Origin of the sequence: Providencia sp. PROV109, from assembly GCF_033681625.1 — a bacterium.
GTDB classification, from domain to species: domain Bacteria; phylum Pseudomonadota; class Gammaproteobacteria; order Enterobacterales; family Enterobacteriaceae; genus Providencia; species Providencia hangzhouensis.
Genome location: NZ_CP096320.1, coordinates 48,810 through 68,531, shown reverse-complemented (window position 1 = coordinate 68,531; position 19,722 = coordinate 48,810). Strand labels below are relative to the sequence as shown.

The 19,722-nt window shown below is 41.7% G+C and carries 20 protein-coding genes; 15 read left to right on the top strand and 5 right to left on the bottom strand.

Annotated elements, in window-relative coordinates; genetic code table 11:
• Positions 1-58: 58 nt before the first annotated feature.
• The 4 genes from rbsB to rbsD are packed head-to-tail and all read right to left on the bottom strand — an operon-like array spanning position 59 to position 3,868.
• Entirely contained in the window at positions 59-949 is an 891-nt protein-coding gene (rbsB, locus tag M1F25_RS00265) for a ribose ABC transporter substrate-binding protein RbsB (RefSeq protein WP_004906343.1), read from the bottom strand.
• Between the two features lie 18 nt (positions 950-967).
• Complete coding sequence (gene rbsC / locus M1F25_RS00260) at positions 968-1,930, bottom strand: ribose ABC transporter permease (protein ID WP_004906340.1); 963 nt, start codon at positions 1,928-1,930, stop codon at positions 968-970.
• Positions 1,927-3,441, bottom strand: coding sequence for a ribose ABC transporter ATP-binding protein RbsA (gene rbsA, locus M1F25_RS00255; RefSeq protein WP_096863684.1), 1,515 nt, complete (start codon positions 3,439-3,441; stop codon positions 1,927-1,929). Before rbsA ends, rbsC begins: the two co-directional genes overlap by 4 nt.
• Positions 3,442-3,448: 7 nt before the next feature.
• On the bottom strand, positions 3,449-3,868 hold the full coding sequence (rbsD, locus tag M1F25_RS00250; protein ID WP_094962013.1) for a D-ribose pyranase: 420 nt from the start codon (positions 3,866-3,868) through the stop codon (positions 3,449-3,451).
• 280 nt (positions 3,869-4,148) lie between these two features.
• Between rbsD and ravA the strand changes: the two genes are divergently transcribed.
• Together ravA and viaA are read left to right on the top strand one after the other, a co-directional pair.
• A complete protein-coding gene (ravA, locus tag M1F25_RS00245; protein ID WP_181488965.1) occupies positions 4,149-5,666 on the top strand; it encodes an ATPase RavA in 1,518 nt (505 codons plus the stop codon).
• Positions 5,667-5,668: 2 nt separating this feature from the next.
• Positions 5,669-7,126, top strand: a complete 1,458-nt coding sequence (viaA, locus tag M1F25_RS00240) for an ATPase RavA stimulator ViaA (RefSeq protein ID WP_181488963.1) — start codon at positions 5,669-5,671, stop codon at positions 7,124-7,126.
• On the opposite strand, the gene asnA is transcribed toward viaA, so the two are convergent.
• The gene (asnA, locus tag M1F25_RS00235; RefSeq protein WP_004906329.1) at positions 7,127-8,119 is read right to left on the bottom strand and encodes an aspartate--ammonia ligase; all 993 of its coding nucleotides are present in this window, start codon (positions 8,117-8,119) and stop codon (positions 7,127-7,129) included.
• 161 nt (positions 8,120-8,280) lie between these two features.
• On the opposite strand from asnA, the gene asnC reads away from it, so the two are divergent.
• The 13 genes from asnC to M1F25_RS00170 all read left to right on the top strand — a co-directional run bounded on the left by asnC (position 8,281) and on the right by M1F25_RS00170 (position 19,692).
• Positions 8,281-8,742: a transcriptional regulator AsnC gene (gene asnC, locus M1F25_RS00230; protein WP_094962010.1), complete on the top strand. Its 462-nt coding sequence runs from the start codon at positions 8,281-8,283 to the stop codon at positions 8,740-8,742.
• A 91-nt stretch (positions 8,743-8,833) separates the two neighbouring features.
• Positions 8,834-9,274: an FMN-binding protein MioC gene (gene mioC, locus M1F25_RS00225; RefSeq protein ID WP_094962009.1), complete on the top strand. Its 441-nt coding sequence runs from the start codon at positions 8,834-8,836 to the stop codon at positions 9,272-9,274.
• A 377-nt stretch (positions 9,275-9,651) separates the two neighbouring features.
• The gene (gene mnmG, locus M1F25_RS00220) at positions 9,652-11,541 is read left to right on the top strand and encodes a tRNA uridine-5-carboxymethylaminomethyl(34) synthesis enzyme MnmG (RefSeq protein WP_181488961.1); all 1,890 of its coding nucleotides are present in this window, start codon (positions 9,652-9,654) and stop codon (positions 11,539-11,541) included.
• Position 11,542: 1 nt separating this feature from the next.
• The gene (rsmG, locus tag M1F25_RS00215) at positions 11,543-12,163 is read left to right on the top strand and encodes a 16S rRNA (guanine(527)-N(7))-methyltransferase RsmG (protein WP_096863680.1); all 621 of its coding nucleotides are present in this window, start codon (positions 11,543-11,545) and stop codon (positions 12,161-12,163) included.
• Between the two features lie 601 nt (positions 12,164-12,764).
• Positions 12,765-13,142, top strand: coding sequence for a F0F1 ATP synthase subunit I (gene atpI / locus M1F25_RS00210; RefSeq protein ID WP_004906317.1), 378 nt, complete (start codon positions 12,765-12,767; stop codon positions 13,140-13,142).
• Positions 13,143-13,175: 33 nt separating this feature from the next.
• Entirely contained in the window at positions 13,176-13,994 is an 819-nt protein-coding gene (gene atpB, locus M1F25_RS00205; RefSeq protein ID WP_004906316.1) for a F0F1 ATP synthase subunit A, read from the top strand.
• Positions 13,995-14,042: 48 nt separating this feature from the next.
• Positions 14,043-14,282, top strand: a complete 240-nt coding sequence (atpE, locus tag M1F25_RS00200; protein ID WP_004093904.1) for a F0F1 ATP synthase subunit C — start codon at positions 14,043-14,045, stop codon at positions 14,280-14,282.
• 58 nt (positions 14,283-14,340) lie between these two features.
• Positions 14,341-14,811, top strand: a complete 471-nt coding sequence (gene atpF / locus M1F25_RS00195; protein WP_004906301.1) for a F0F1 ATP synthase subunit B — start codon at positions 14,341-14,343, stop codon at positions 14,809-14,811.
• Between the two features lie 12 nt (positions 14,812-14,823).
• Positions 14,824-15,357 carry a F0F1 ATP synthase subunit delta gene (atpH, locus tag M1F25_RS00190; protein WP_004906300.1) on the top strand — a complete coding sequence of 178 codons (534 nt, stop codon included), beginning with the start codon at positions 14,824-14,826 and terminating at the stop codon, positions 15,355-15,357.
• Positions 15,358-15,371: 14 nt separating this feature from the next.
• The gene (gene atpA / locus M1F25_RS00185) at positions 15,372-16,913 is read left to right on the top strand and encodes a F0F1 ATP synthase subunit alpha (RefSeq protein ID WP_112308042.1); all 1,542 of its coding nucleotides are present in this window, start codon (positions 15,372-15,374) and stop codon (positions 16,911-16,913) included.
• Between the two features lie 51 nt (positions 16,914-16,964).
• Positions 16,965-17,828 (top strand): F0F1 ATP synthase subunit gamma, encoded by an 864-nt coding sequence (gene atpG / locus M1F25_RS00180; RefSeq protein WP_004906295.1) that lies wholly within the window; start codon positions 16,965-16,967, stop codon positions 17,826-17,828.
• Positions 17,829-17,862: 34 nt separating this feature from the next.
• Positions 17,863-19,245 carry a F0F1 ATP synthase subunit beta gene (gene atpD, locus M1F25_RS00175; RefSeq protein ID WP_004906293.1) on the top strand — a complete coding sequence of 461 codons (1,383 nt, stop codon included), beginning with the start codon at positions 17,863-17,865 and terminating at the stop codon, positions 19,243-19,245.
• Positions 19,246-19,266: 21 nt separating this feature from the next.
• Positions 19,267-19,692 carry a F0F1 ATP synthase subunit epsilon gene (locus tag M1F25_RS00170; RefSeq protein WP_094962008.1) on the top strand — a complete coding sequence of 142 codons (426 nt, stop codon included), beginning with the start codon at positions 19,267-19,269 and terminating at the stop codon, positions 19,690-19,692.
• The last annotated feature ends 30 nt before the right edge of the window (positions 19,693-19,722 follow it).

The window sequence follows — 19,722 nt, the reverse complement described above, 5'->3', positions numbered from 1 at the left end:
TGACCAATTAATTGCAAACTAAAATAAACCGCCGCAGTATGCCGCGGCGGTTTTTATCTTATTGTTTTACCACTAATTCCAATTCAACCGGAACCGTTGAATCCACTTTTTCGCCTTTTAAGACTTTATCTGCAATCTGAACACCAACAATCCCAATTTGGTCTGGGCGCTGTGCAATAGTTGCACCTAATTTTCCACCTTCAACGGCTTTGATACCATCATTTGTTCCATCAAAACCGACAACCAGAACATCAGTACGGCCTGCGGTTTGTAAAGCTCTTAATGCCCCTAATGCCATTTCATCATTTTGAGCAAATACCGCTTGAACAGCGGGATGTGCCGTTAACAAGTTTTGCATTACGTTCAAGCCTTTTGTTCTATCGAAATCAGCAGGTTGGCTCGCCAGTAAATTGAATTTGTGCTCTTTTGCTCCAGTACTAAAACCTTCACCGCGCTCACGCGCTGCTGATGTACCTGAAATACCTTCTAATTGAATCACTTTCGCTTCATTGCCTGTTTTTTGTGCAATATAGTCGGCAGCCATTTTCCCGCCCATGCGGTTATCTGATGCCACATGGCTGACAACTTCACCTTTGTTAGCTGCTCTATCCAAAGTGATGACAGGTATATTTGCTTTATTAGCCATTAATATTGAGTTACCCACCGCATCTGAATCCGTTGGGTTAATTAACATTAATTTTGTACCACGAACGGTTAAATCTTGAACGTTGGCTAATTCTTTAGCTGGATTGTCTTGGGAATCTAAAACAATCAGCTCATAACCCAATTTATCCGCTTCTTTTTGTGCGCTATCTTTCATCGTCACAAAGAACGGGTTATTCAATGTAGAAATTACGAGTGCAATGCTATCTTTCGCCATCGCATTGACACTAACGGTTGCACTCAGTGCAACTGCAGATAATAACGTTGCTAGTTTGTTCAGTTTCATAATAATTTTCCTGTAGGGTTACTTTTTATTATCAACAAGTACAGCGAGTAAGATGACGACAGCTTTAACAATCATCTGGTAGTTTGACGAAATACCTAATAAGTTTAATCCATTGTTTAAGAAACCAAGGATAAGCGCACCAATCAATGTTCCAACTATGCGCCCTTTACCACCAGCAAGACTGGTACCACCCAGTACAACCGCAGCAATAGCATCAAGTTCATACCCATTACCTGCCATTGGCTGAGCCGATGATAAACGTGCAACTTCAATGACACTCGCCAATGCCGCTAGCAGTCCACATAAGGCATAAACCACTATTTTAATGCGATCGACATTAATACCAGAAAGACGGGTAGCCGCTTCATTCCCACCAAGTGCGTAGATGTAACGACCAAGGCGAGTATGGTGCAACATATACCATGCCGCAGCAAAAACGATGATCATTAACCAGACTGGGGTAGGAATACCAAATGGGCGGCCAATACCAAACCAACCAAATAAGTCTGCGTTATCACTAAATCCTGTATTGATAGGGCTGCCGTCTGTGTAAACTCGTGTCACACCACGCAGTAGTAGCATCATGACTAAAGTCGCAATGAAAGCTTGGACTTTTCCTTTTGCGACAATCACCCCGGTGCATGCACCGATAGCAGCACCGAGTGCTAATGCCCCCGCAACAGCCACTAATGCGTTAACTTCCGCCCCGACCATAGAGGCTGCAACCGCTCCCGTTAAGGCCAATAAGGACCCAACAGAAAGGTCGATTCCTGACGTTAAGATAACTAATGTCATCCCAACCGCCATAATGGCGTTGACGGAGGTTTGTTGTAAGATATTGAATAGGTTATTAACCGTAAAAAAATTCGGGCTTAATGTTGATACGATTGCAATCAAAACTAATAGTGCGATTAATGATTTTTGCTCCATCAGCCATGCTTTGCTGAACCAGCGTTTTGATGATGCGGTAGTTGAACTCATACTGATAACTCCTGAACTGAGCCATAATTTTTACCCACTGCGGCAGCCATTAAGGCTTCCTGAGTCGCGTCTTTGGCTGAAAATTCGCCGCTGATATGACCTTCGTGCATCACCAAAATGCGGTCACTCATTCCTATTACTTCAGGCATTTCTGAAGAAACTAAAATGATACTCAGCCCTTCTTTTTTAAACTGGTTAATTAGTTGATAGATTTCTTTTTTAGCACCAACGTCTACACCACGAGTTGGCTCATCGAGGATCAGTACTTTTGGTCTTGTCATCAAACCGCGCGCAATGGCCACTTTTTGCTGGTTTCCACCAGAAAGATTGCCAATTATTTGGTCCATAGACGGGGTTTTAATATTGAATAATCGTATGAAATCGCTAACGGTTTGCTGCTCTTCACCATGCTTGAGGCTTCCCCCTGCACGACTGAAATAACGTAATGCCGTCAATGACATATTTTCTTTCACTGACATGCCTAATACTAATCCATCACGTTTACGGTCTTCTGAAATATAAACAATGCCACTGTTTAAGCCATCTTGTGGTGTTTTCAGTGTTACGGGTTTGCCTTCCAGTTTTATCGTACCTGATTTTTTTGTCGCCGCGCCGTAGATGATTTTCATCAACTCTGTACGCCCCGCGCCCATCAAACCAGATACACCTAAAATTTCCCCACTCTTTAGGGTGAAATTGGCATTTGTTACACCTGGTCCAGATACATCTTCAAGCTGCAGCCTAATTTTTCCAGTTTCTACCTCAACCCTTGGATATTGGTCTTCAAGTTTACGACCAACCATCATTTCAATGAGTTTTTCTTCTTCTAATTCACTCACGGGTTTCTCACCAATAAACTGGCCATCGCGAAACACCGTTACATCGTCGCAAATTTCAAAAATTTCTTTTAAACGATGAGAAATATAAACAATGCCACAGCCTTGAGCTTTTAAGTCTTCGATAACTCTAAATAAGGATTCTGTTTCCGTATCCGTTAGCGCATCAGTGGGTTCATCCATGATAATCACTTGTGATTGGAAGCTAAGGACTTTGGCGATTTCGACCATTTGTTGTTCGCCGATAGAAAGCTCTGCAATAGTTTGATGGCTATCATAATCAAGGTTAAGCCGTTTAAGCAGTTTGTCAGACTCACTGAACATTTTTTTCCAGTTAATTTTGCCAAATGCATTAACATACTCTCGACCTAGAAAAATATTTTCAGCTATGGTTAATTCAGGGATCAGGTTGAGTTCTTGGTGGATAATCCCAATACCCGCCTCTTGGGAACTTTTGGGCCCATTAAACGCCACTTCTTTGCCTAAATAGCGGATTTGCCCGGCATCTTTTTTATAAATACCTGTCAGCACTTTCATCATGGTTGATTTGCCAGCCCCATTTTCCCCCACCAGCGCCATGACTTTCCCTGGATAGACATTCAATGTCGCACCACTGAGGGCTTTTACCCCTGGAAATGATTTATCAATCCCGATAAGTTCTAATAAAGGTTGCATAGTCACCTCAGAAAGTCACACCAGAACAAAGAATAACGTTAGCGAACGGTGAACATTCCCCTGTTCGGATCACTGCTTTACTGTCATGAGTGAGTTGTTTAAAACGTTCATGACTGCAATAAATAATTTCAATCGTATTGTTTTGAGTGACTTCTAACTGTTGTAAATGAGCCAAAATAGCGGCTTCCATTTGTGGGTTAATGGTGCTGATTTCCTCTGCTAGAATGGCTTTTTCAACTTGCATCTCTTGGGTGATGACACTTAAAACTGACATGAAATCTGGTAAGCCTTGCGTAATGGCTAAATCAATACGTTCCGTTCCTTGATAAATGGGTAAACCTGCATCAGCAAGCGTTATTTGGTCTGTATGACCTAATCTTGCGATTACAGAGGTAACGTTGGCATTAAGTAAAACACCCTTTTTCATTTTTCACCGCCATTCCAGTAAGCGAAACGTTTCGCTCATGTAATAATAGTAAAGATAAGTCACAACTCAATATTGATGATTAATATTTGTGATCAATATCGAAACGTTTCGTTCGTGTTGAGAAAGTTTAAAAACAATAACTTATTGAATCACTTATAGCTGAATCGTTTTTTCTAATTTCTTGGGGCATATCAAAGAAAAATGGAAAAATAGGTCGCAGTATGTAATAAAAGAAATTGATAGTTTTAATATCAACGCTTCTACAATAAAAGGAATGAATATGCAGCTTGCTGAACGAATAGCCCAATTAAGCAATTACCTTGAAAGCGGTTTATATGAACGCCAGCAAGCTATTCGTTTGTGCTTATTAGCCACATTAAGCGGTGAAAGCGTATTTCTATTAGGCCCTCCAGGTATTGCCAAAAGCTTAATTGCACGAAGAATGAAATATGCTTTTCGTCACGCAAACGCTTTTGAATACTTAATGACGCGATTTTCAACACCGGAAGAAATCTTTGGTCCTCTTTCAATACAGGCGCTAAAAGATGAAGGACGATATGAACGTTTAACCAAAGGTTATTTACCAGACGCTGAAGTCGTATTTCTTGATGAAATATGGAAAGCGGGCCCAGCCATTTTAAATACCTTATTAACGGCGGTTAATGAGCGCAAGTTCCGTAATGGTGATGAAGAAAAATCCATCCCTATGCGATTATTAGTAACTGCATCAAATGAATTACCCGATGCTGATAATAGCCTCGAGGCGCTATTCGACAGAATGTTAGTGCGAATTTGGTTGGATAAAGTGCAAGAAAAACAAAATTTCCGAGCACTTTTAATCGGTAAATCCTCTTTGGATGAAACCCAAGTCCCTGATCATTTAAAAATCGGCGATGAAGAGTACCAACAGTGGCAACAAGAAATTCCTAAAATTACGCTACCCGATCACTGTTTTGAACTTATTTACCAATTACGCCAGCAGTTAGATGCTACAGATAAACAACTTTATGTTTCCGATAGGCGCTGGAAAAAAGCAGTTTACCTATTACAAGCAAGTGCTTTCTTTAATGGTCGCAACAGCGTATCTCCTCTAGATCTTGTGTTATTAAAAGATTGTCTCTGGCATGACATGCAATCGATGAATACTTTACCGCAACTATTGCAGTCATTATTACAAGAAGATGGCTGGCAACAGAGAAAGTTAACTCGCGAAATAGAGCAAATTTATCAGCAATGGATGTCATCGACCCAAGACCAAAACAACCAAGATGCATTTAAAGTCAATAAAAACAATGCGATGTTTGCTCGTAAAGCGTCTTACATATTGCCCGAAAATATCAGTGACGGTCGAATTACCCTGTTTTTACATCGTCCACTTCAACTGCATAATATGAAAGTTACCTTTGTAACAACTGATAAAAAGTCACTAATAACCTTCTTAAATAAAGGAACGACACTGTCCGCTCATCTAAATGGGATTGGTTTTGCGCAAGACATTGCTGCTGAGATAAATAATTTAAACCAGATACAGTTATTAGATGTAAGTCATCAATCATCTACTTTATATATTCAAGATAAAACCTCGTCACTTGCGCCAAATACAAATAATCAAGAGTGGCTAGACAAGCTGGATAAAATTCAAGAAGAGATTCAAACCGCGCGTTATCAGTTTGAAAAACAGCAGCCCAACTTATTTATTGAACCACACTGGCTTGCGGATATTGAACAAAGTTTTATAAAGCTCACTGAAAAGCTAAACCAATTACGTAACCAAATCATGGGTAAAGTGGCCGAATAGCGATGATGAGTTTAGCCACATTAGAAATGCTGCTTTCAGTTAATGAAGGCCAATTAATTGAAGAGATAATTATATCTTTGCTAGCAACTCCTCAATTGGCGGTATTTTTTGAAAAACATCCTCGATTAAAAAAAGCTTTACTCAAAGATTTATCGGGTTGGAAAAAGGATCTCAAACAGCGTATGCAAGATGCGCTTGTTCCCGCACAACTTTCAGAAGAATTTGAACTTTATCGTCAGTCCCTTGGGATTTCGACAGATGCCTTTTTTATCCAATTACCTAATGTCATCGCAAAACTTCACCAACTGGATTCCCCTTTTTACCGTGACGCATATCAGCTACAGAGTGGGAAAATAGAAAACCGCAGTGCAAGGCAATCACTGTTTGTTCAAAGATGGCGTATTAGCTTAATTTTACAAGTTACAACACTACATAAAGAGCTACTAGAACAGGAAAAAGAACAATTATTGGCAGAATTACAACGCCGACTGGCTCTAAGTGGTAATTTAGAAGATATTCTTGGCGAAAATGAACGTGCTGCTGGCCGGCTGTGGGATTTAACCAAAGGTGTGAACATGACTTCCACTTATAATGACCAATTATTAAGTCGATACAGTGAATTTTTACGTCAGCAGCCTGAATTAGAAAAAATAGCCCAATTATTAGGCCGTAGCCAATCCGCTCAATCCATTCCTGATGATAGTGTTTTTCTTGAACCAATGACTATCATGGAAAAAGTGCCAGAAACGGTTCCTGAGCAAGTTAATGGCTTAAATCAGAGTGATGATATTTTACGGTTATTACCTGCAGAACTCGCTATGTTAGGCCTTGAAGATATTGAATTTGAGTTCTATCGAAAATTACTCGAAAAACAGCTTCTAACTTATCGGTTACAAGGAGATAGCTGGCAAGAAAGAAAAGTTCTGCGCCCTATTACCCACCACCATAATGAAGAACAGCCAAGAGGACCATTTGTTGTATGTATTGATACATCGGGTTCGATGGGCGGTTTAAATGAACGCTGCGCCAAAGCATTTTGCCTCGCGCTAATGAAAATTGCGCTGGCGGATAATCGCTCATGCCATGTGATGTTATTTTCCACAGAAATTGTGCATTACGATTTACTTTCTATTGATGGCTTAGAGCAATGTATTCGTTTTTTACATCAAACATTTAAAGGTGGGACTGACCTTGCGGCTTGTTTGCAAGAAACCGCAATAAAATTGGAATCAAAACAGTGGATTGATGCAGATGCCGTGGTGATTTCTGATTTTGTTGCTCAGCGTTTACCGGATGAGTTAATTCAGAAAATAAAGATTATGCAGAAGAAAGGTAAATACCGCTTCCATGCGGTATCTGTATCAAATTATGGGAAACCCAGTATCATGAAGATCTTTGACCATATTTGGCGTTTTGATACTGGGTTAAAAAGCAGGCTGTTACGCAGCTTTAGCCGCTAATTACAGCATACCTTCAACGGATTCTTGCATTTCAGCACCCCATACACCACATTGCACTTGGCCAATGTGTTGACGTTGAAGAAGTAGCATAACTAAGCGAGACTGGCCAATACCACCACCGATAGTTTGTGGCATTTCACCTTTCACTAACGCTTGGTGCCACTCTAATTCCATACGTTTTTCATCGCCAGTTAAACTTAATTGACGAGTTAAACACTCAGGACTTACGCGAATTCCCATTGAAGAAAGCTCAAATGCGTCCTGTAAAACAGGGTTCCACACAATGATGTCGCCGTTCAAACCACAAAAACCGTCTTCATTTTTTGTTGTCCAGTCATCGTAGTCTGGCGCACGAACATCATGTGATTCACCGCTAGATAGCTTACCACCGATACCAATTAAGAATACTGCACCTAATTCTTTTGCGATTGCGCGTTCACGCCCTTTCGCATCTAAATCAGGGTAGCGCTGTAACAACTCTTCACTGTGAATAAAGTGGATTTGGTCAGGCAGGAACGGTGCCAACCCAAATTCTTTACTTACGGCAGCTTCTGTTTCTTTTATTGCCTTATAGATTTTACCCACTGTCTGCTTCAGATAAGGAAGTGTACGTTCCTCATCTGCCATCACTTTTTCCCAATCCCACTGATCAACATAGACGGAGTGGATTGGGGTTAAGCGATCCTCGTCCGGACGCAACGCTTTCATATGAGTGTATAGACCTTGGCCTTTACTAAAACCGAAACGCCCTAATGTTTTACGTTTCCATTTAGCCAAAGAATGAACCACTTCAAAGGTTGCACCTGGAATTGATTTCACTTTCACTTGAACGGCTTTTTCGCTGCCAGATAAGTTGTCTTGAGTACCATCCCCTAAGCGGCTTAGGATTGGCCCTTGAACTTCAATTAACCCTAATTCTTTTTCAAGTAAACGTGAGAAATATGATTTCACAAAACTAATTTGTTGCTGATGTTCGATAAATGACTTGTCCATAATTTATTCCCATAATTTGTTAGCTGTATTAGCTGATGTATAGATTAAGCAACAAAATGAGGTATAAATTCAATATCCATCATTAAAAAAAGCCTTTACTGTTTATTTTGAATAAAAAAACAGGTATAAAAATGAATAATCGTTAAAATAGAGGTGAAATAATGCCGGAAAATTATCAAATCGATAATCTCGATCGTGACATACTTCACGAATTAATGGCAAATGCACGCATACCGTATGCTGAATTAGCCAAAAAATTCGTTGTTAGTCCCGGGACAATTCATGTCCGTGTCGAAAAAATGAAACAAGCAGGAATTATTAAAGGCACACGTATTGATATAAACCCAAAACAATTAGGGTTCGATGTTTGCTGCTTTATTGGCATTATTTTAAAAAGTGCAAAAGATTACCCAACCGCACTAAAAAAATTAGATGCCTTAGAAGAAGTTGTCGAGGTGTACTATACAACAGGGCAATACAGCATTTTTATTAAAGTAATGTGCCGTTCTATCGATTCTTTACAAGACGTACTTATCAACAAAATTCAGACCATTGATGAGATACAATCCACAGAAACACTGATCTCCTTACAAAACCCGATCTTACGAACAATCAATCCGTAGAAAAAAAATGATATAACCACATTATCCACAGGTAGATCCCAGCTCATTCACAGCGTACAATAGCGCCCTATTATTGTGAAAGAGAATCACCATGACAAAAGTAACCTTAATAAGTGGCAGTACAATGGGCAGTGCGGAGTATGTTGCCGAGCACATGGCTGAGATTTTAGAAGAACTCGGTCATGAAACCGAAATTCAGCATGGCCCAGAGCTTGATGACTTAACACTTGAAGGCATATGGCTGGTGGTGAGCTCAACACATGGTGCAGGTGATCTCCCTGAAAATATTCAACCTCTTTTTGATTCAATAGAAGAAAGTGCTCCTGATCTAAGCCAAGTTCAATTTGGCTCGGTAGGGATCGGTAGCTCTGAATATGACACTTTTTGTGGTGCGATCCATAAAATAGATGACTTGTTAACCAAGCAAGGGGCTAAAAGGATCGGTGAATGTTTGGAAATTGATGTCCAACAACACGAAATACCCGAAGATCCCGCAGGGGAATGGGTTAAAATTTGGGCAAACGAACTCTAATTTGATTAAAATAACAGCAATCAACTGTGGATAACTCAGGGAAGATCCCGGTATTAACCCGTAGTTATCCAGAGTATAAGTTTTAGGTTCCCCATGCCCTGTGCATAAGTACCCTTTTTGATCCCAGCTTATACGCAAATGGATCACGGATCATTCACAGTATATGATCCTTTACACTTTTATGATCTTTAAAGTGAAAATCCACTTATCCACAGAAACGAGTGATCCTAATAAAAGATCTAATAAAGAGATCTTTAAATAAAAAGATCTTTATATTATATAGGGGAGAAACCTAAAGCTTGGTCTCTTCCTCAAACTTGAGTAGAATTCTCTCCTCAAATGCACAATCCGCATTTTCTAACGTTTAAGGTCCACACATGTTTTATCCAGAGCAATTTGACGTCATCGTAATTGGTGGTGGTCATGCCGGTACTGAAGCAGCAATGGCAGCTGCACGTATGGGGCGTCAAACCCTATTACTGACTCACAATATTGATACATTGGGCCAGATGTCTTGCAACCCAGCCATCGGTGGGATCGGTAAGGGGCATCTGGTTAGAGAAATTGATGCCCTTGGTGGTCTAATGGCCACAGCAACAGACAAAGCAGGTATTCAATTTAGAACATTAAATGCCAGCAAAGGGCCTGCAGTTCGTGCAACCCGAGCACAAGCTGACCGTGTTCTTTATCGCCAAGCTGTTAGAATGGCTTTAGAAAATCAGCCAAATTTGATGATTTTTCAACAACCTGTAGAAGACTTAATTGTTGAAAACAATCGAGTTACAGGGGCTATTACTCGCATGGGCTTAAAATTTAAAGCCAAAGCTGTAGTATTAACCGTTGGTACTTTCCTTGATGGCAAAATTCATATAGGTTTAGAAAATTACAGTGGTGGTCGTGCAGGTGATCCCCCTTCAATTTCACTTTCTCAACGTTTGAGAGAATTGCCTTTACGTGTTAATCGTTTAAAAACAGGAACGCCACCACGTATTGATGCAAGAACTATTGATTTCAGTCAGTTAGCTCAACAGCTAGGTGATGATCCAATGCCGGTATTTTCATTTTTAGGTTCACAAGATCAACATCCACAGCAGATGCCTTGTCATATCACCTATACCAATGAAAAAACCCATGAAGTGATCAGAAATAACTTGGATCGTAGCCCTATGTATACAGGGGTTATTGAAGGGATCGGCCCACGTTATTGCCCTTCGATCGAAGATAAAGTTATGCGTTTTGCCGATAAAGACTCACATCAGATCTTCTTAGAGCCAGAAGGCTTAACAAGCAATGAAATTTACCCTAACGGGATATCCACCAGCTTACCATTTGATGTTCAAATGCAAATTGTTCATTCCATGAAAGGAATGGAAAATGCAAGGATCATTCGTCCTGGTTATGCTATTGAATATGATTTCTTTGACCCTAGAGATCTAAAACAAACGCTTGAAAGTAAATTTATTGATGGCTTATTTTTTGCTGGCCAAATTAACGGTACAACAGGTTATGAAGAAGCAGGGGCCCAAGGGCTACTAGCTGGGCTTAATGCTGCACAACATGCCTTTGGTTTAGAAGGTTGGTTCCCTCGTCGTGACCAAGCTTATATCGGTGTTCTCGTTGACGACCTTTGTACTTTAGGGACAAAAGAACCTTACCGTATGTTTACCTCACGTGCTGAATACCGTTTGATGCTTCGTGAAGACAATGCAGATTTACGTCTGACAGAAAAAGGCCGAGAGTTAGGTTTAGTTGATGATGTTCGCTGGGCGCATTTTAATAACAAAGTCGAATTGATTGAAAAAGAGCGTCAGCGCTTAAAAGATATCTGGGTTCATCCTAAATCGGATAACCACACAGAAATAGATGGAATTTTAACCGTTCCATTATCTAAAGAAGCAAATGGGGAAGATTTACTCCGTCGCCCAGAAATGACGTATAAGATGTTAACTTCACTCAACCTTTTTGCACCGGGTATTGATGATCCTCAAGCTGCGGATCAAGTGGAAATCCAAGTTAAATACGAAGGGTATATTGCTCGTCAAAAAGAAGAAATTGAAAGACAACTGCGTAATGAAAATACCTTGTTGCCTGTTGACCTTGATTACAAACAAGTCAAAGGGTTGTCTAACGAAGTGATGGCGAAACTAAACGATCATAAACCAACATCTATTGGTCAAGCATCGCGAATTTCAGGGATCACGCCTGCTGCAATCTCTATTTTACTTGTTTGGCTGAAAAAACAAGGCATGCTACGCCGGAGCGCTTAACGTGGATTTATTATCAAAACTTAATCAATTGCTAGTAAAAACCGATATCGACTTAACGGAAAAGCAAAAACAGCAGTTAGTTGATTATGTTGGGTTATTAGCGAAATGGAATAAAGCCTATAACCTGACATCGGTACGTGACCCACAGCAGATGTTAATCCGTCATATCATGGATAGCATAGTGGTGAACGGTCAACTCAACGGAACAAAATTTATTGATGTAGGAACAGGTCCTGGTTTGCCTGGTGTTCCTTTAGCGATTGTTCGACCTGATTCCCATTTTGTTTTATTGGACAGCTTAGGGAAGCGCATACGCTTTCTAAAACAGGTTCAACATGAGTTAGGGCTAACTAATATTGAGCCTGTTCAATCACGTGTTGAAGAATATCGGATTGAAAATGGTTTTGATGGTGTGATTAGCCGCGCATTTGCTTCACTGAATGATATGTTGAGTTGGTGCCATCATTTACCTTCATCTGAAGGGCGCTTTTATGCACTTAAAGGTGTCATTCGTGATGATGAAATGGTGCTACCAGAAGGTTTTGTGATTGAATCTATTACAGAGCTTGAAGTACCTGAACTTGATGAGCAGCGCCATTTAGTTAAAGTTTCTATAAAATAAAGTTGCTTTCTGTCAAAATATTTTGTCTTTTAGAGCGATAGTCGGTGTGTTAAAAAGCACCGGCTATTTTTATTTTTAGCTAAAGAATAAATACTTATATTTCACGTGTTATTTACATGTAAATAACGAATAAGTTTCAAAAATAAAGTGTTGATAGAAAAAATGCTGGCTAATTGGCAATTTTTACTTAATCGATTTAGCTAGGTAAATAGTTAACAGTGAAATATTTGATTTATCACGTTTAAATTTAACTTAAAAAACTAATTCTTTAATTGTTTGATTTACAGATTAAATCTATTTTTTGTTGTCAGTAAAGTTGAAAGAATAAATAAAGAGGATAAAGTCAAATGTGATATTTATCACATTAATGTGAATATATGCAGCAATTCATTAACTATTTATTAATTATTACAGCGACAATTCTGCGCCAACTCGAAAAAATTAAATATTTATTCACCTTTTCGCTACTTACTGATTGAATTCATTTCGCCTGCCCGTATAATTTGCACGTTTTTGTCTCTTGACACATTTACGCAAAGGCAGTTTTATACAACACTTAGCGTTTCTGAGGCTGAGAAGAGCTGGGAGTAAACAAAAAGTTATGTCTGTATCCCTTTATGACAACAAACACGCTGCAAAGCAGTTGTCTGTTCAGTTTATAACTTTAGTGATCCTCAGTGGGGCTTTCTGTGCAAATAGTATAGAATGGGGGGCCTCTGCTCTTGCTGGTGGGTTAGCATGCTGGTTACCAAATATCGTATTTATGCTGCTAGCACAATTTCAGAAAGCAAAAGGAGAGGATGAACCTGTCCGCATTGCCTGGTTCTTAGCATTAGGAGCAGGGCTAAAGGTTGTTACAACTATCGCTGTCTTAGTTGTTGCTTTCGGTGTGTTCAAAGCGTCATTAACACCACTGGGTTTGACCTATTTAGCGGTGCTAATTGTTCAGATTGTTGCACCAGCCGTTTTTAAACGGTAAGTATTTTTAAACTACAAAAGGGTAAGAGGCATCATGTCTGCATCAGGAGAAGTGATGACTACAGAGGATTACATAGGCCACCATCTGAAAAACCTTCAGTTGGACCTGAGTACCTTTAAGTTGGTCGATCCCCACGCTAGTCCAACATTTTGGACGTTGAACATTGACTCGCTTTTTTTCTCGGTAGTTCTCGGGGCTCTGTTCCTGTGGCTATTTAGAAGAGTTGCAGCCAATGCGACTAGTGGCGTACCCGGTAAGTTACAGACTGCAATAGAACTGATCATTGGTTTCGTTGATAACTCAGTCCGTGATATGTATCACGGCAAGAGCAAAGTTATTGCTCCTTTAGCATTAACTGTGTTCGTCTGGGTATTCTTAATGAACCTAATGGATTTACTCCCAATTGATTTCCTTCCGTATATTGCTGAGCATTATCTCGGGTTACCTGCATTACGTGCAGTACCAACCGCAGATGTTAGTGTCACATTATCGATGGCTATTGGTGTGTTTATCCTAATCCTCTTCTACAGCATCAAAATGAAAGGAATTGGCGGATTTACAAAAGAGCTCACAATGCAGCCTTTTAACCATCCTGTCTTCATTCCAGTCAATTTGATTCTTGAAGGGGTAAGCCTGCTGTCAAAACCTGTATCACTCGGTCTGCGACTGTTTGGTAACATGTATGCAGGTGAATTGATCTTTATTCTTATCGCGGCTCTGCTTCCGTGGTGGTCACAGTGGTTGTTAAGCCTACCTTGGGCTATCTTCCACATACTGATTATTACGCTACAAGCCTTTATTTTTATGGTTCTGACGGTTGTTTATCTGTCGATGGCATCTGAAGAACACTAATTTAATTTTATCAATAATTGTATTAACTGAAACAAACTGGAGACTGTCATGGAAAACCTGAGTATGGATCTGCTGTACATGGCTGCCGCTGTGATGATGGGCTTAGCGGCGATCGGTGCTGCGATCGGTATCGGCATCCTAGGTGGTAAATTTTTAGAAGGTGCTGCTCGTCAGCCAGATTTAATTCCTCTGCTGCGTACACAGTTCTTTATCGTAATGGGTCTGGTCGATGCTATTCCGATGATTGCTGTTGGTCTGGGCTTGTATGTAATGTTCGCTGTTGCTTAATTAACGTTACGGAACACTGTAAGAACATTAATTCACTAATGAATATGAGGTATTGTCTGTGAATCTAAATGCAACAATCCTCGGCCAGGCTATCGCGTTTGTCCTGTTTGTTTGGTTCTGTATGAAGTATGTATGGCCACCGATTATGGCGGCCATTGAAAAACGTCAAAAAGAAATTGCTGACGGTTTATCTTCCGCAGAACGTGCTAAAAAGAACCTGGAACTGGCGCAAACCGACGCAACCGACCGACTGAAAAAAGCGAAAGCTGAAGCACAAGTCATCATTGAACAAGCTAATAAACAGCGCGTTCAAATGATTGATGAAGCAAAAGCAGAAGCGGAAGCAGAACGTGCAAAAATCGTCGCGCAAGCGCAAGCTGAAATTGATGCTGAGCGCAAACGTGCACGTGAAGAGTTACGTAAACAGGTTGCGATGCTTGCTATCGCAGGTGCCGAGAAGATCATCGAACGTTCCGTGGATGAAGCTGCTAACAGCGACATCGTTGATAAACTAGTCGCTGAACTGTAAGGAGGGAGGGGCATGTCTGAAATTGCTACTGTAGCTCGCCCCTACGCCAAAGCAGCTTTTGACTTTGCTGTGGAAAACCAAGCTGTTGCTAAATGGCAGGAAATGCTAGCCTTCACCGCTGAGGTGACGCGCAATGAACAGGTTGGAGAGCTGCTTTCTGGTTCTATTGCACCAGAAACATTAGCTAAAACGTTTATCTCTGTTTGTGGAGATGAAATTGACGAGCATGTTCAGAATCTGATTCGTGTTATGGCGGATAACGGGCGTTTAACGACGCTACCAGAAGTGTTAACGCAATTTATCCAATTGCGTGATTCTCTGGAATCAACTATTGAAGTTGATGTAATTTCTGCCAACGAACTGAGTGAACAGCAGTCAGCTAAAATTTCTGCAGCGATGGAAAAACGTCTGTCACGCAAAGTTAAGCTGAATTGCAAAATTGATAAGTCTGTTATTGCTGGAGTGATCATTCGTGCTGGAGACCTCGTTATTGACGGGAGTATCCGCGGTCGCTTAGAGCGTTTAACTGACGTCTTGCAGTCTTAAGGGGACTGGAGCATATGCAACTGAATTCCACCGAAATCAGCGAACTGATCAAACAGCGTATTGCTCAGTTCGATGTTGTGAGTGAAGCTCACAATGAAGGTACGATTGTATCCGTTAATGACGGTATTATTCGTATTCACGGTTTAGCCGAAGTCATGCAGGGTGAAATGATCGCGCTGCCTGGCAACCGTTACGCTATCGCACTGAACTTAGAGCGTGACTCTGTTGGTGCGGTCGTCATGGGTCCTTATGCCGACTTGGCAGAAGGCATGAAAGTTAAATGTACTGGTCGTATTCTTGAAGTTCCAGTAGGCCGTGGCCTGCTAGGACGTGTTGTGAATACACTGGGTCAACCAATTGATGGTAAAGGTCCTGTTGATAACGATGGCTTCTCTCCTGTAGAAGTTATTGCTCCAGGTGTTATCGACCGTCAATCTGTTGATCAACCAGTTCAAACTGGTTATAAATCAGTCGATGCCATGATTCCAATCGGTCGTGGTCAGCGTGAGCTTGTTATCGGTGACCGTCAAACAGGTAAAACTGCTTTGGCTATCGATGCAATCATCAACCAACGCGACTCAGGCATCAAATGTGTGTACGTAGCTATCGGCCAGAAAGCGTCTACCGTTTCTAACGTAGTTCGTAAACTGGAAGAGCACGGCGCACTGCAAAATACTATCGTTGTTGTTGCTACAGCATCTGAATCAGCTGCTCTGCAATACTTAGCACCATATGCTGGTTGCGCGATGGGTGAATATTTCCGTGACCGCGGTGAAGATGCACTGATCGTATACGATGACCTGTCTAAACAGGCTGTGGCATACCGTCAAATTTCACTGTTGCTACGTCGTCCACCAGGACGTGAAGCTTACCCAGGTGACGTTTTCTATCTGCACTCACGTTTACTTGAGCGTGCTGCTCGCGTTAACGCTGAATACGTAGAAAACTTTACTAAAGGTGAAGTTAAAGGCAAAACAGGTTCATTGACAGCTCTGCCTATCATTGAAACCCAAGCTGGTGACGTTTCTGCATTCGTACCAACAAACGTAATTTCGATTACAGATGGTCAGATCTTCCTGGAATCTAACCTGTTTAACTCTGGTATTCGTCCAGCGGTTAACCCAGGTATTTCAGTATCTCGTGTTGGTGGTGCTGCTCAGACTAAAATTATCAAGAAACTGTCTGGTGGTATCCGTACCGCACTTGCTCAGTATCGTGAACTGGCAGCGTTTGCTCAGTTTGCTTCCGACCTCGATGACGCGACTCGTAAACAGTTAAGTCATGGTCAGAAAGTAACTGAACTGCTGAAACAGAAACAGTACGCACCGATGTCAGTAGCAGAGCAGGCACTGTCTCTGTTCGCGGCAGAACGTGGGTTCTTGGATGATGTTGAGTTAGCGAAAATTGGTGCGTTTGAAGCTGCTTTAGTTTCTTTTGCACAGCGCGAGCATGCTGACCTTATGAACGAAATTGGCCCGGCTGGTAGCTATAACGATGATATCGAAAGCAAGTTGAAAAAACTGCTCGAATCATTTAAAGCAACTCAGTCCTGGTAATACTATTCGGCCCAGTTCTTAGGGCCGTCTGGTTAATAAGGAGAAGCAGAAATGGCCGGCGCAAAAGAGATACGTTCCAAGATCGGAAGTGTACAAAATACACAAAAGATCACTAAAGCGATGGAAATGGTCGCTGCGTCCAAAATGCGTAAAACGCAGGAACGCATGGCGGCCAGCCGTCCTTATGCAGAAACCATGCGCAGTGTGATTGGTCACCTAGCGTTAGGTAATCTGGAATATAAACACCCATATCTCGAAGAGCGCGAAGTTAAGCGTGTCGGGTATCTGGTTGTTTCAACAGACCGTGGTCTGTGTGGTGGCTTGAACATTAACTTGTTCAAAAAACTGTTAGCAGATATGAAGTTATGGTCTGAGAAAAACGTTCAGGTTGATTTGGCTTTAATCGGTTCTAAAGCGGTATCATTCTTCGGGTCTGTGGGCGGCAATGTCGTGACTCAAGTTACCGGAATGGGGGATAACCCAACGCTTTCGGACTTGATTGGTCCAGTTAACACTATGCTACAAGCCTATGATGAAGGGCGTTTGGATAAACTGTATGTGGTGACGAATAAGTTCATCAATACAATGTCTCAGGAGCCAACTATTCTTCAATTGTTACCATTGCCTGCAAGTGATGATGAAACACTGAAGAAGAAGTCTTGGGATTACATTTACGAACCCGATCCTAAGGCGTTGCTGGATACCCTGCTACGTCGTTATATCGAGTCGCAGGTTTATCAGGGCGTCGTTGAAAACCTGGCTAGTGAGCAGGCCGCACGAATGGTAGCGATGAAAGCCGCTACTGATAATGGTGGAAACCTGATCAAAGAGTTACAGTTGGTTTACAACAAAGCTCGTCAGGCCAGCATTACTCAGGAGCTTACCGAAATCGTTTCGGGTGCTTCCGCGGTTTAACAGCTAGGTTTACGAATTACGTAGAGGATTCAAGATGGCTACTGGAAAGATTATCCAGGTAATCGGCGCCGTTGTGGACGTCGAGTTCCCTCAAGATGACGTACCAAAAGTGTACGACGCTCTTGAGGTTGTTAACGGTAAAGAAAAACTGGTGTTGGAAGTTCAGCAACAGTTAGGCGGTGGTGTTGTCCGTTGTATCGCAATGGGTACATCAGATGGTCTGAGCCGTGGTTTAGAAGTTGTAAACTTAGAGCACCCAATTGAAGTACCAGTAGGTAAAGCAACTTTAGGACGTATCATGAACGTTCTGGGTCAACCTATTGATATGAAAGGTGATATCGGCGAAGAAGAGCGCTGGTCAATTCACCGTGCTGCACCTAGCTATGAAGAATTAGCTAACTCAACAGAACTGCTGGAAACCGGTATCAAAGTAATGGACTTAATCTGTCCATTCGCGAAAGGTGGTAAAGTTGGTCTGTTCGGTGGTGCGGGTGTTGGTAAAACAGTAAACATGATGGAACTGATCCGTAACATCGCGATTGAGCACTCAGGTTACTCAGTATTCGCAGGTGTTGGTGAGCGTACTCGTGAAGGGAACGACTTCTATCATGAAATGACCGACTCAAACGTTTTGGATAAAGTATCACTGGTTTATGGCCAGATGAACGAGCCACCAGGAAACCGTCTGCGCGTTGCGTTGACTGGTCTGACTATGGCTGAAAAATTCCGTGACGAAGGTCGTGACGTACTGCTGTTCGTTGACAACATCTATCGTTATACACTGGCAGGTACTGAAGTATCAGCACTGTTAGGCCGTATGCCTTCAGCGGTAGGTTATCAGCCAACGCTGGCGGAAGAGATGGGTGTTCTGCAAGAACGTATTACCTCAACTCAAACAGGTTCTATCACTTCCGTTCAAGCGGTTTACGTTCCTGCGGATGACTTGACTGACCCATCACCAGCAACCACCTTTGCTCACTTAGACGCAACGGTAGTTCTGAGCCGTCAAATCGCATCACTGGGTATTTACCCTGCGGTTGACCCTCTGGATTCTACTAGCCGTCAACTTGACCCACTGGTTGTTGGTCAAGAGCACTATGATGTTGCTCGTGGCGTTCAGTCTATTCTGCAACGTTACCAAGAACTGAAAGATATCATTGCAATCCTGGGTATGGATGAACTGTCTGAAGAAGACAAACTGGTTGTTGCTCGTGCTCGTAAGATCCAGCGCTTCCTGTCTCAACCATTCTTCGTTGCTGAAGTATTTACCGGTTCACCAGGTAAGTTCGTTTCTCTGAAAGACACTATCCGTGGCTTCAGTGGGATCCTGAACGGTGATTACGACCACCTGCCAGAACAAGCGTTCTATATGGTTGGTACCATTGAAGAAGCTGTGGAAAAAGCTAAAAAGCTTTAATCCAGCTGACAGGAGGTTGATATGGTAGCTGCAATGACATACCACCTGACTGTAGTGAGTGCTGAAAAACAAATGTTTGAAGGCATGGTACAGAAAATTCAGGTGACAGGTAGTGAAGGTGAGCTGGGGATTTACCCACAGCATACCCCGCTGCTGACTGCCATAAAACCGGGCATGGTACGTATTACCAAACAGTTTGGTGACGAAGAGCTAATTTACCTCTCCGGCGGTATTTTAGAAGTACAACCAAATGGTGTTATCGTACTCGCTGATACAGCGATCCGTGGTAAAGATTTAGACGAAGCTCGTGCAGTGGAATCTAAACGCAAAGCGGAAGAACACGTCCGTAAAGCTCACGGCGATGTTGATTATGCTCAGGCATCAGCAGAACTTGCAAAAGCAATAGCGAAACTTCGAGTCATCGAGTTAACTAAAAAGCTAATGTAATGATAGCGGTATAGTAAAAAAAGCCAGTTG

Excerpts from the sequence above, each read along its gene's own strand:
- rbsB (WP_004906343.1), bottom strand. The coding sequence starts at position 949 with ATGAAACTGAACAAACTAGCAACGTTATTATCTGCAGTTGCACTGAGT.
- rbsC (WP_004906340.1), bottom strand. The coding sequence starts at position 1,930 with ATGAGTTCAACTACCGCATCATCAAAACGCTGGTTCAGCAAAGCATGG.
- rbsA (WP_096863684.1), bottom strand. The coding sequence starts at position 3,441 with ATGCAACCTTTATTAGAACTTATCGGGATTGATAAATCATTTCCAGGG.
- rbsD (WP_094962013.1), bottom strand. The coding sequence starts at position 3,868 with ATGAAAAAGGGTGTTTTACTTAATGCCAACGTTACCTCTGTAATCGCA.
- ravA (WP_181488965.1), top strand. The coding sequence starts at position 4,149 with ATGCAGCTTGCTGAACGAATAGCCCAATTAAGCAATTACCTTGAAAGC.
- viaA (WP_181488963.1), top strand. The coding sequence starts at position 5,669 with ATGATGAGTTTAGCCACATTAGAAATGCTGCTTTCAGTTAATGAAGGC.
- asnA (WP_004906329.1), bottom strand. The coding sequence starts at position 8,119 with ATGGACAAGTCATTTATCGAACATCAGCAACAAATTAGTTTTGTGAAA.
- asnC (WP_094962010.1), top strand. The coding sequence starts at position 8,281 with ATGCCGGAAAATTATCAAATCGATAATCTCGATCGTGACATACTTCAC.
- mioC (WP_094962009.1), top strand. The coding sequence starts at position 8,834 with ATGACAAAAGTAACCTTAATAAGTGGCAGTACAATGGGCAGTGCGGAG.
- mnmG (WP_181488961.1), top strand. The coding sequence starts at position 9,652 with ATGTTTTATCCAGAGCAATTTGACGTCATCGTAATTGGTGGTGGTCAT.
- atpI (WP_004906317.1), top strand. The coding sequence starts at position 12,765 with ATGTCTGTATCCCTTTATGACAACAAACACGCTGCAAAGCAGTTGTCT.
- atpB (WP_004906316.1), top strand. The coding sequence starts at position 13,176 with ATGTCTGCATCAGGAGAAGTGATGACTACAGAGGATTACATAGGCCAC.
- atpE (WP_004093904.1), top strand. The coding sequence starts at position 14,043 with ATGGAAAACCTGAGTATGGATCTGCTGTACATGGCTGCCGCTGTGATG.
- atpH (WP_004906300.1), top strand. The coding sequence starts at position 14,824 with ATGTCTGAAATTGCTACTGTAGCTCGCCCCTACGCCAAAGCAGCTTTT.
- atpA (WP_112308042.1), top strand. The coding sequence starts at position 15,372 with ATGCAACTGAATTCCACCGAAATCAGCGAACTGATCAAACAGCGTATT.
- atpG (WP_004906295.1), top strand. The coding sequence starts at position 16,965 with ATGGCCGGCGCAAAAGAGATACGTTCCAAGATCGGAAGTGTACAAAAT.
- atpD (WP_004906293.1), top strand. The coding sequence starts at position 17,863 with ATGGCTACTGGAAAGATTATCCAGGTAATCGGCGCCGTTGTGGACGTC.
- M1F25_RS00170 (WP_094962008.1), top strand. The coding sequence starts at position 19,267 with ATGGTAGCTGCAATGACATACCACCTGACTGTAGTGAGTGCTGAAAAA.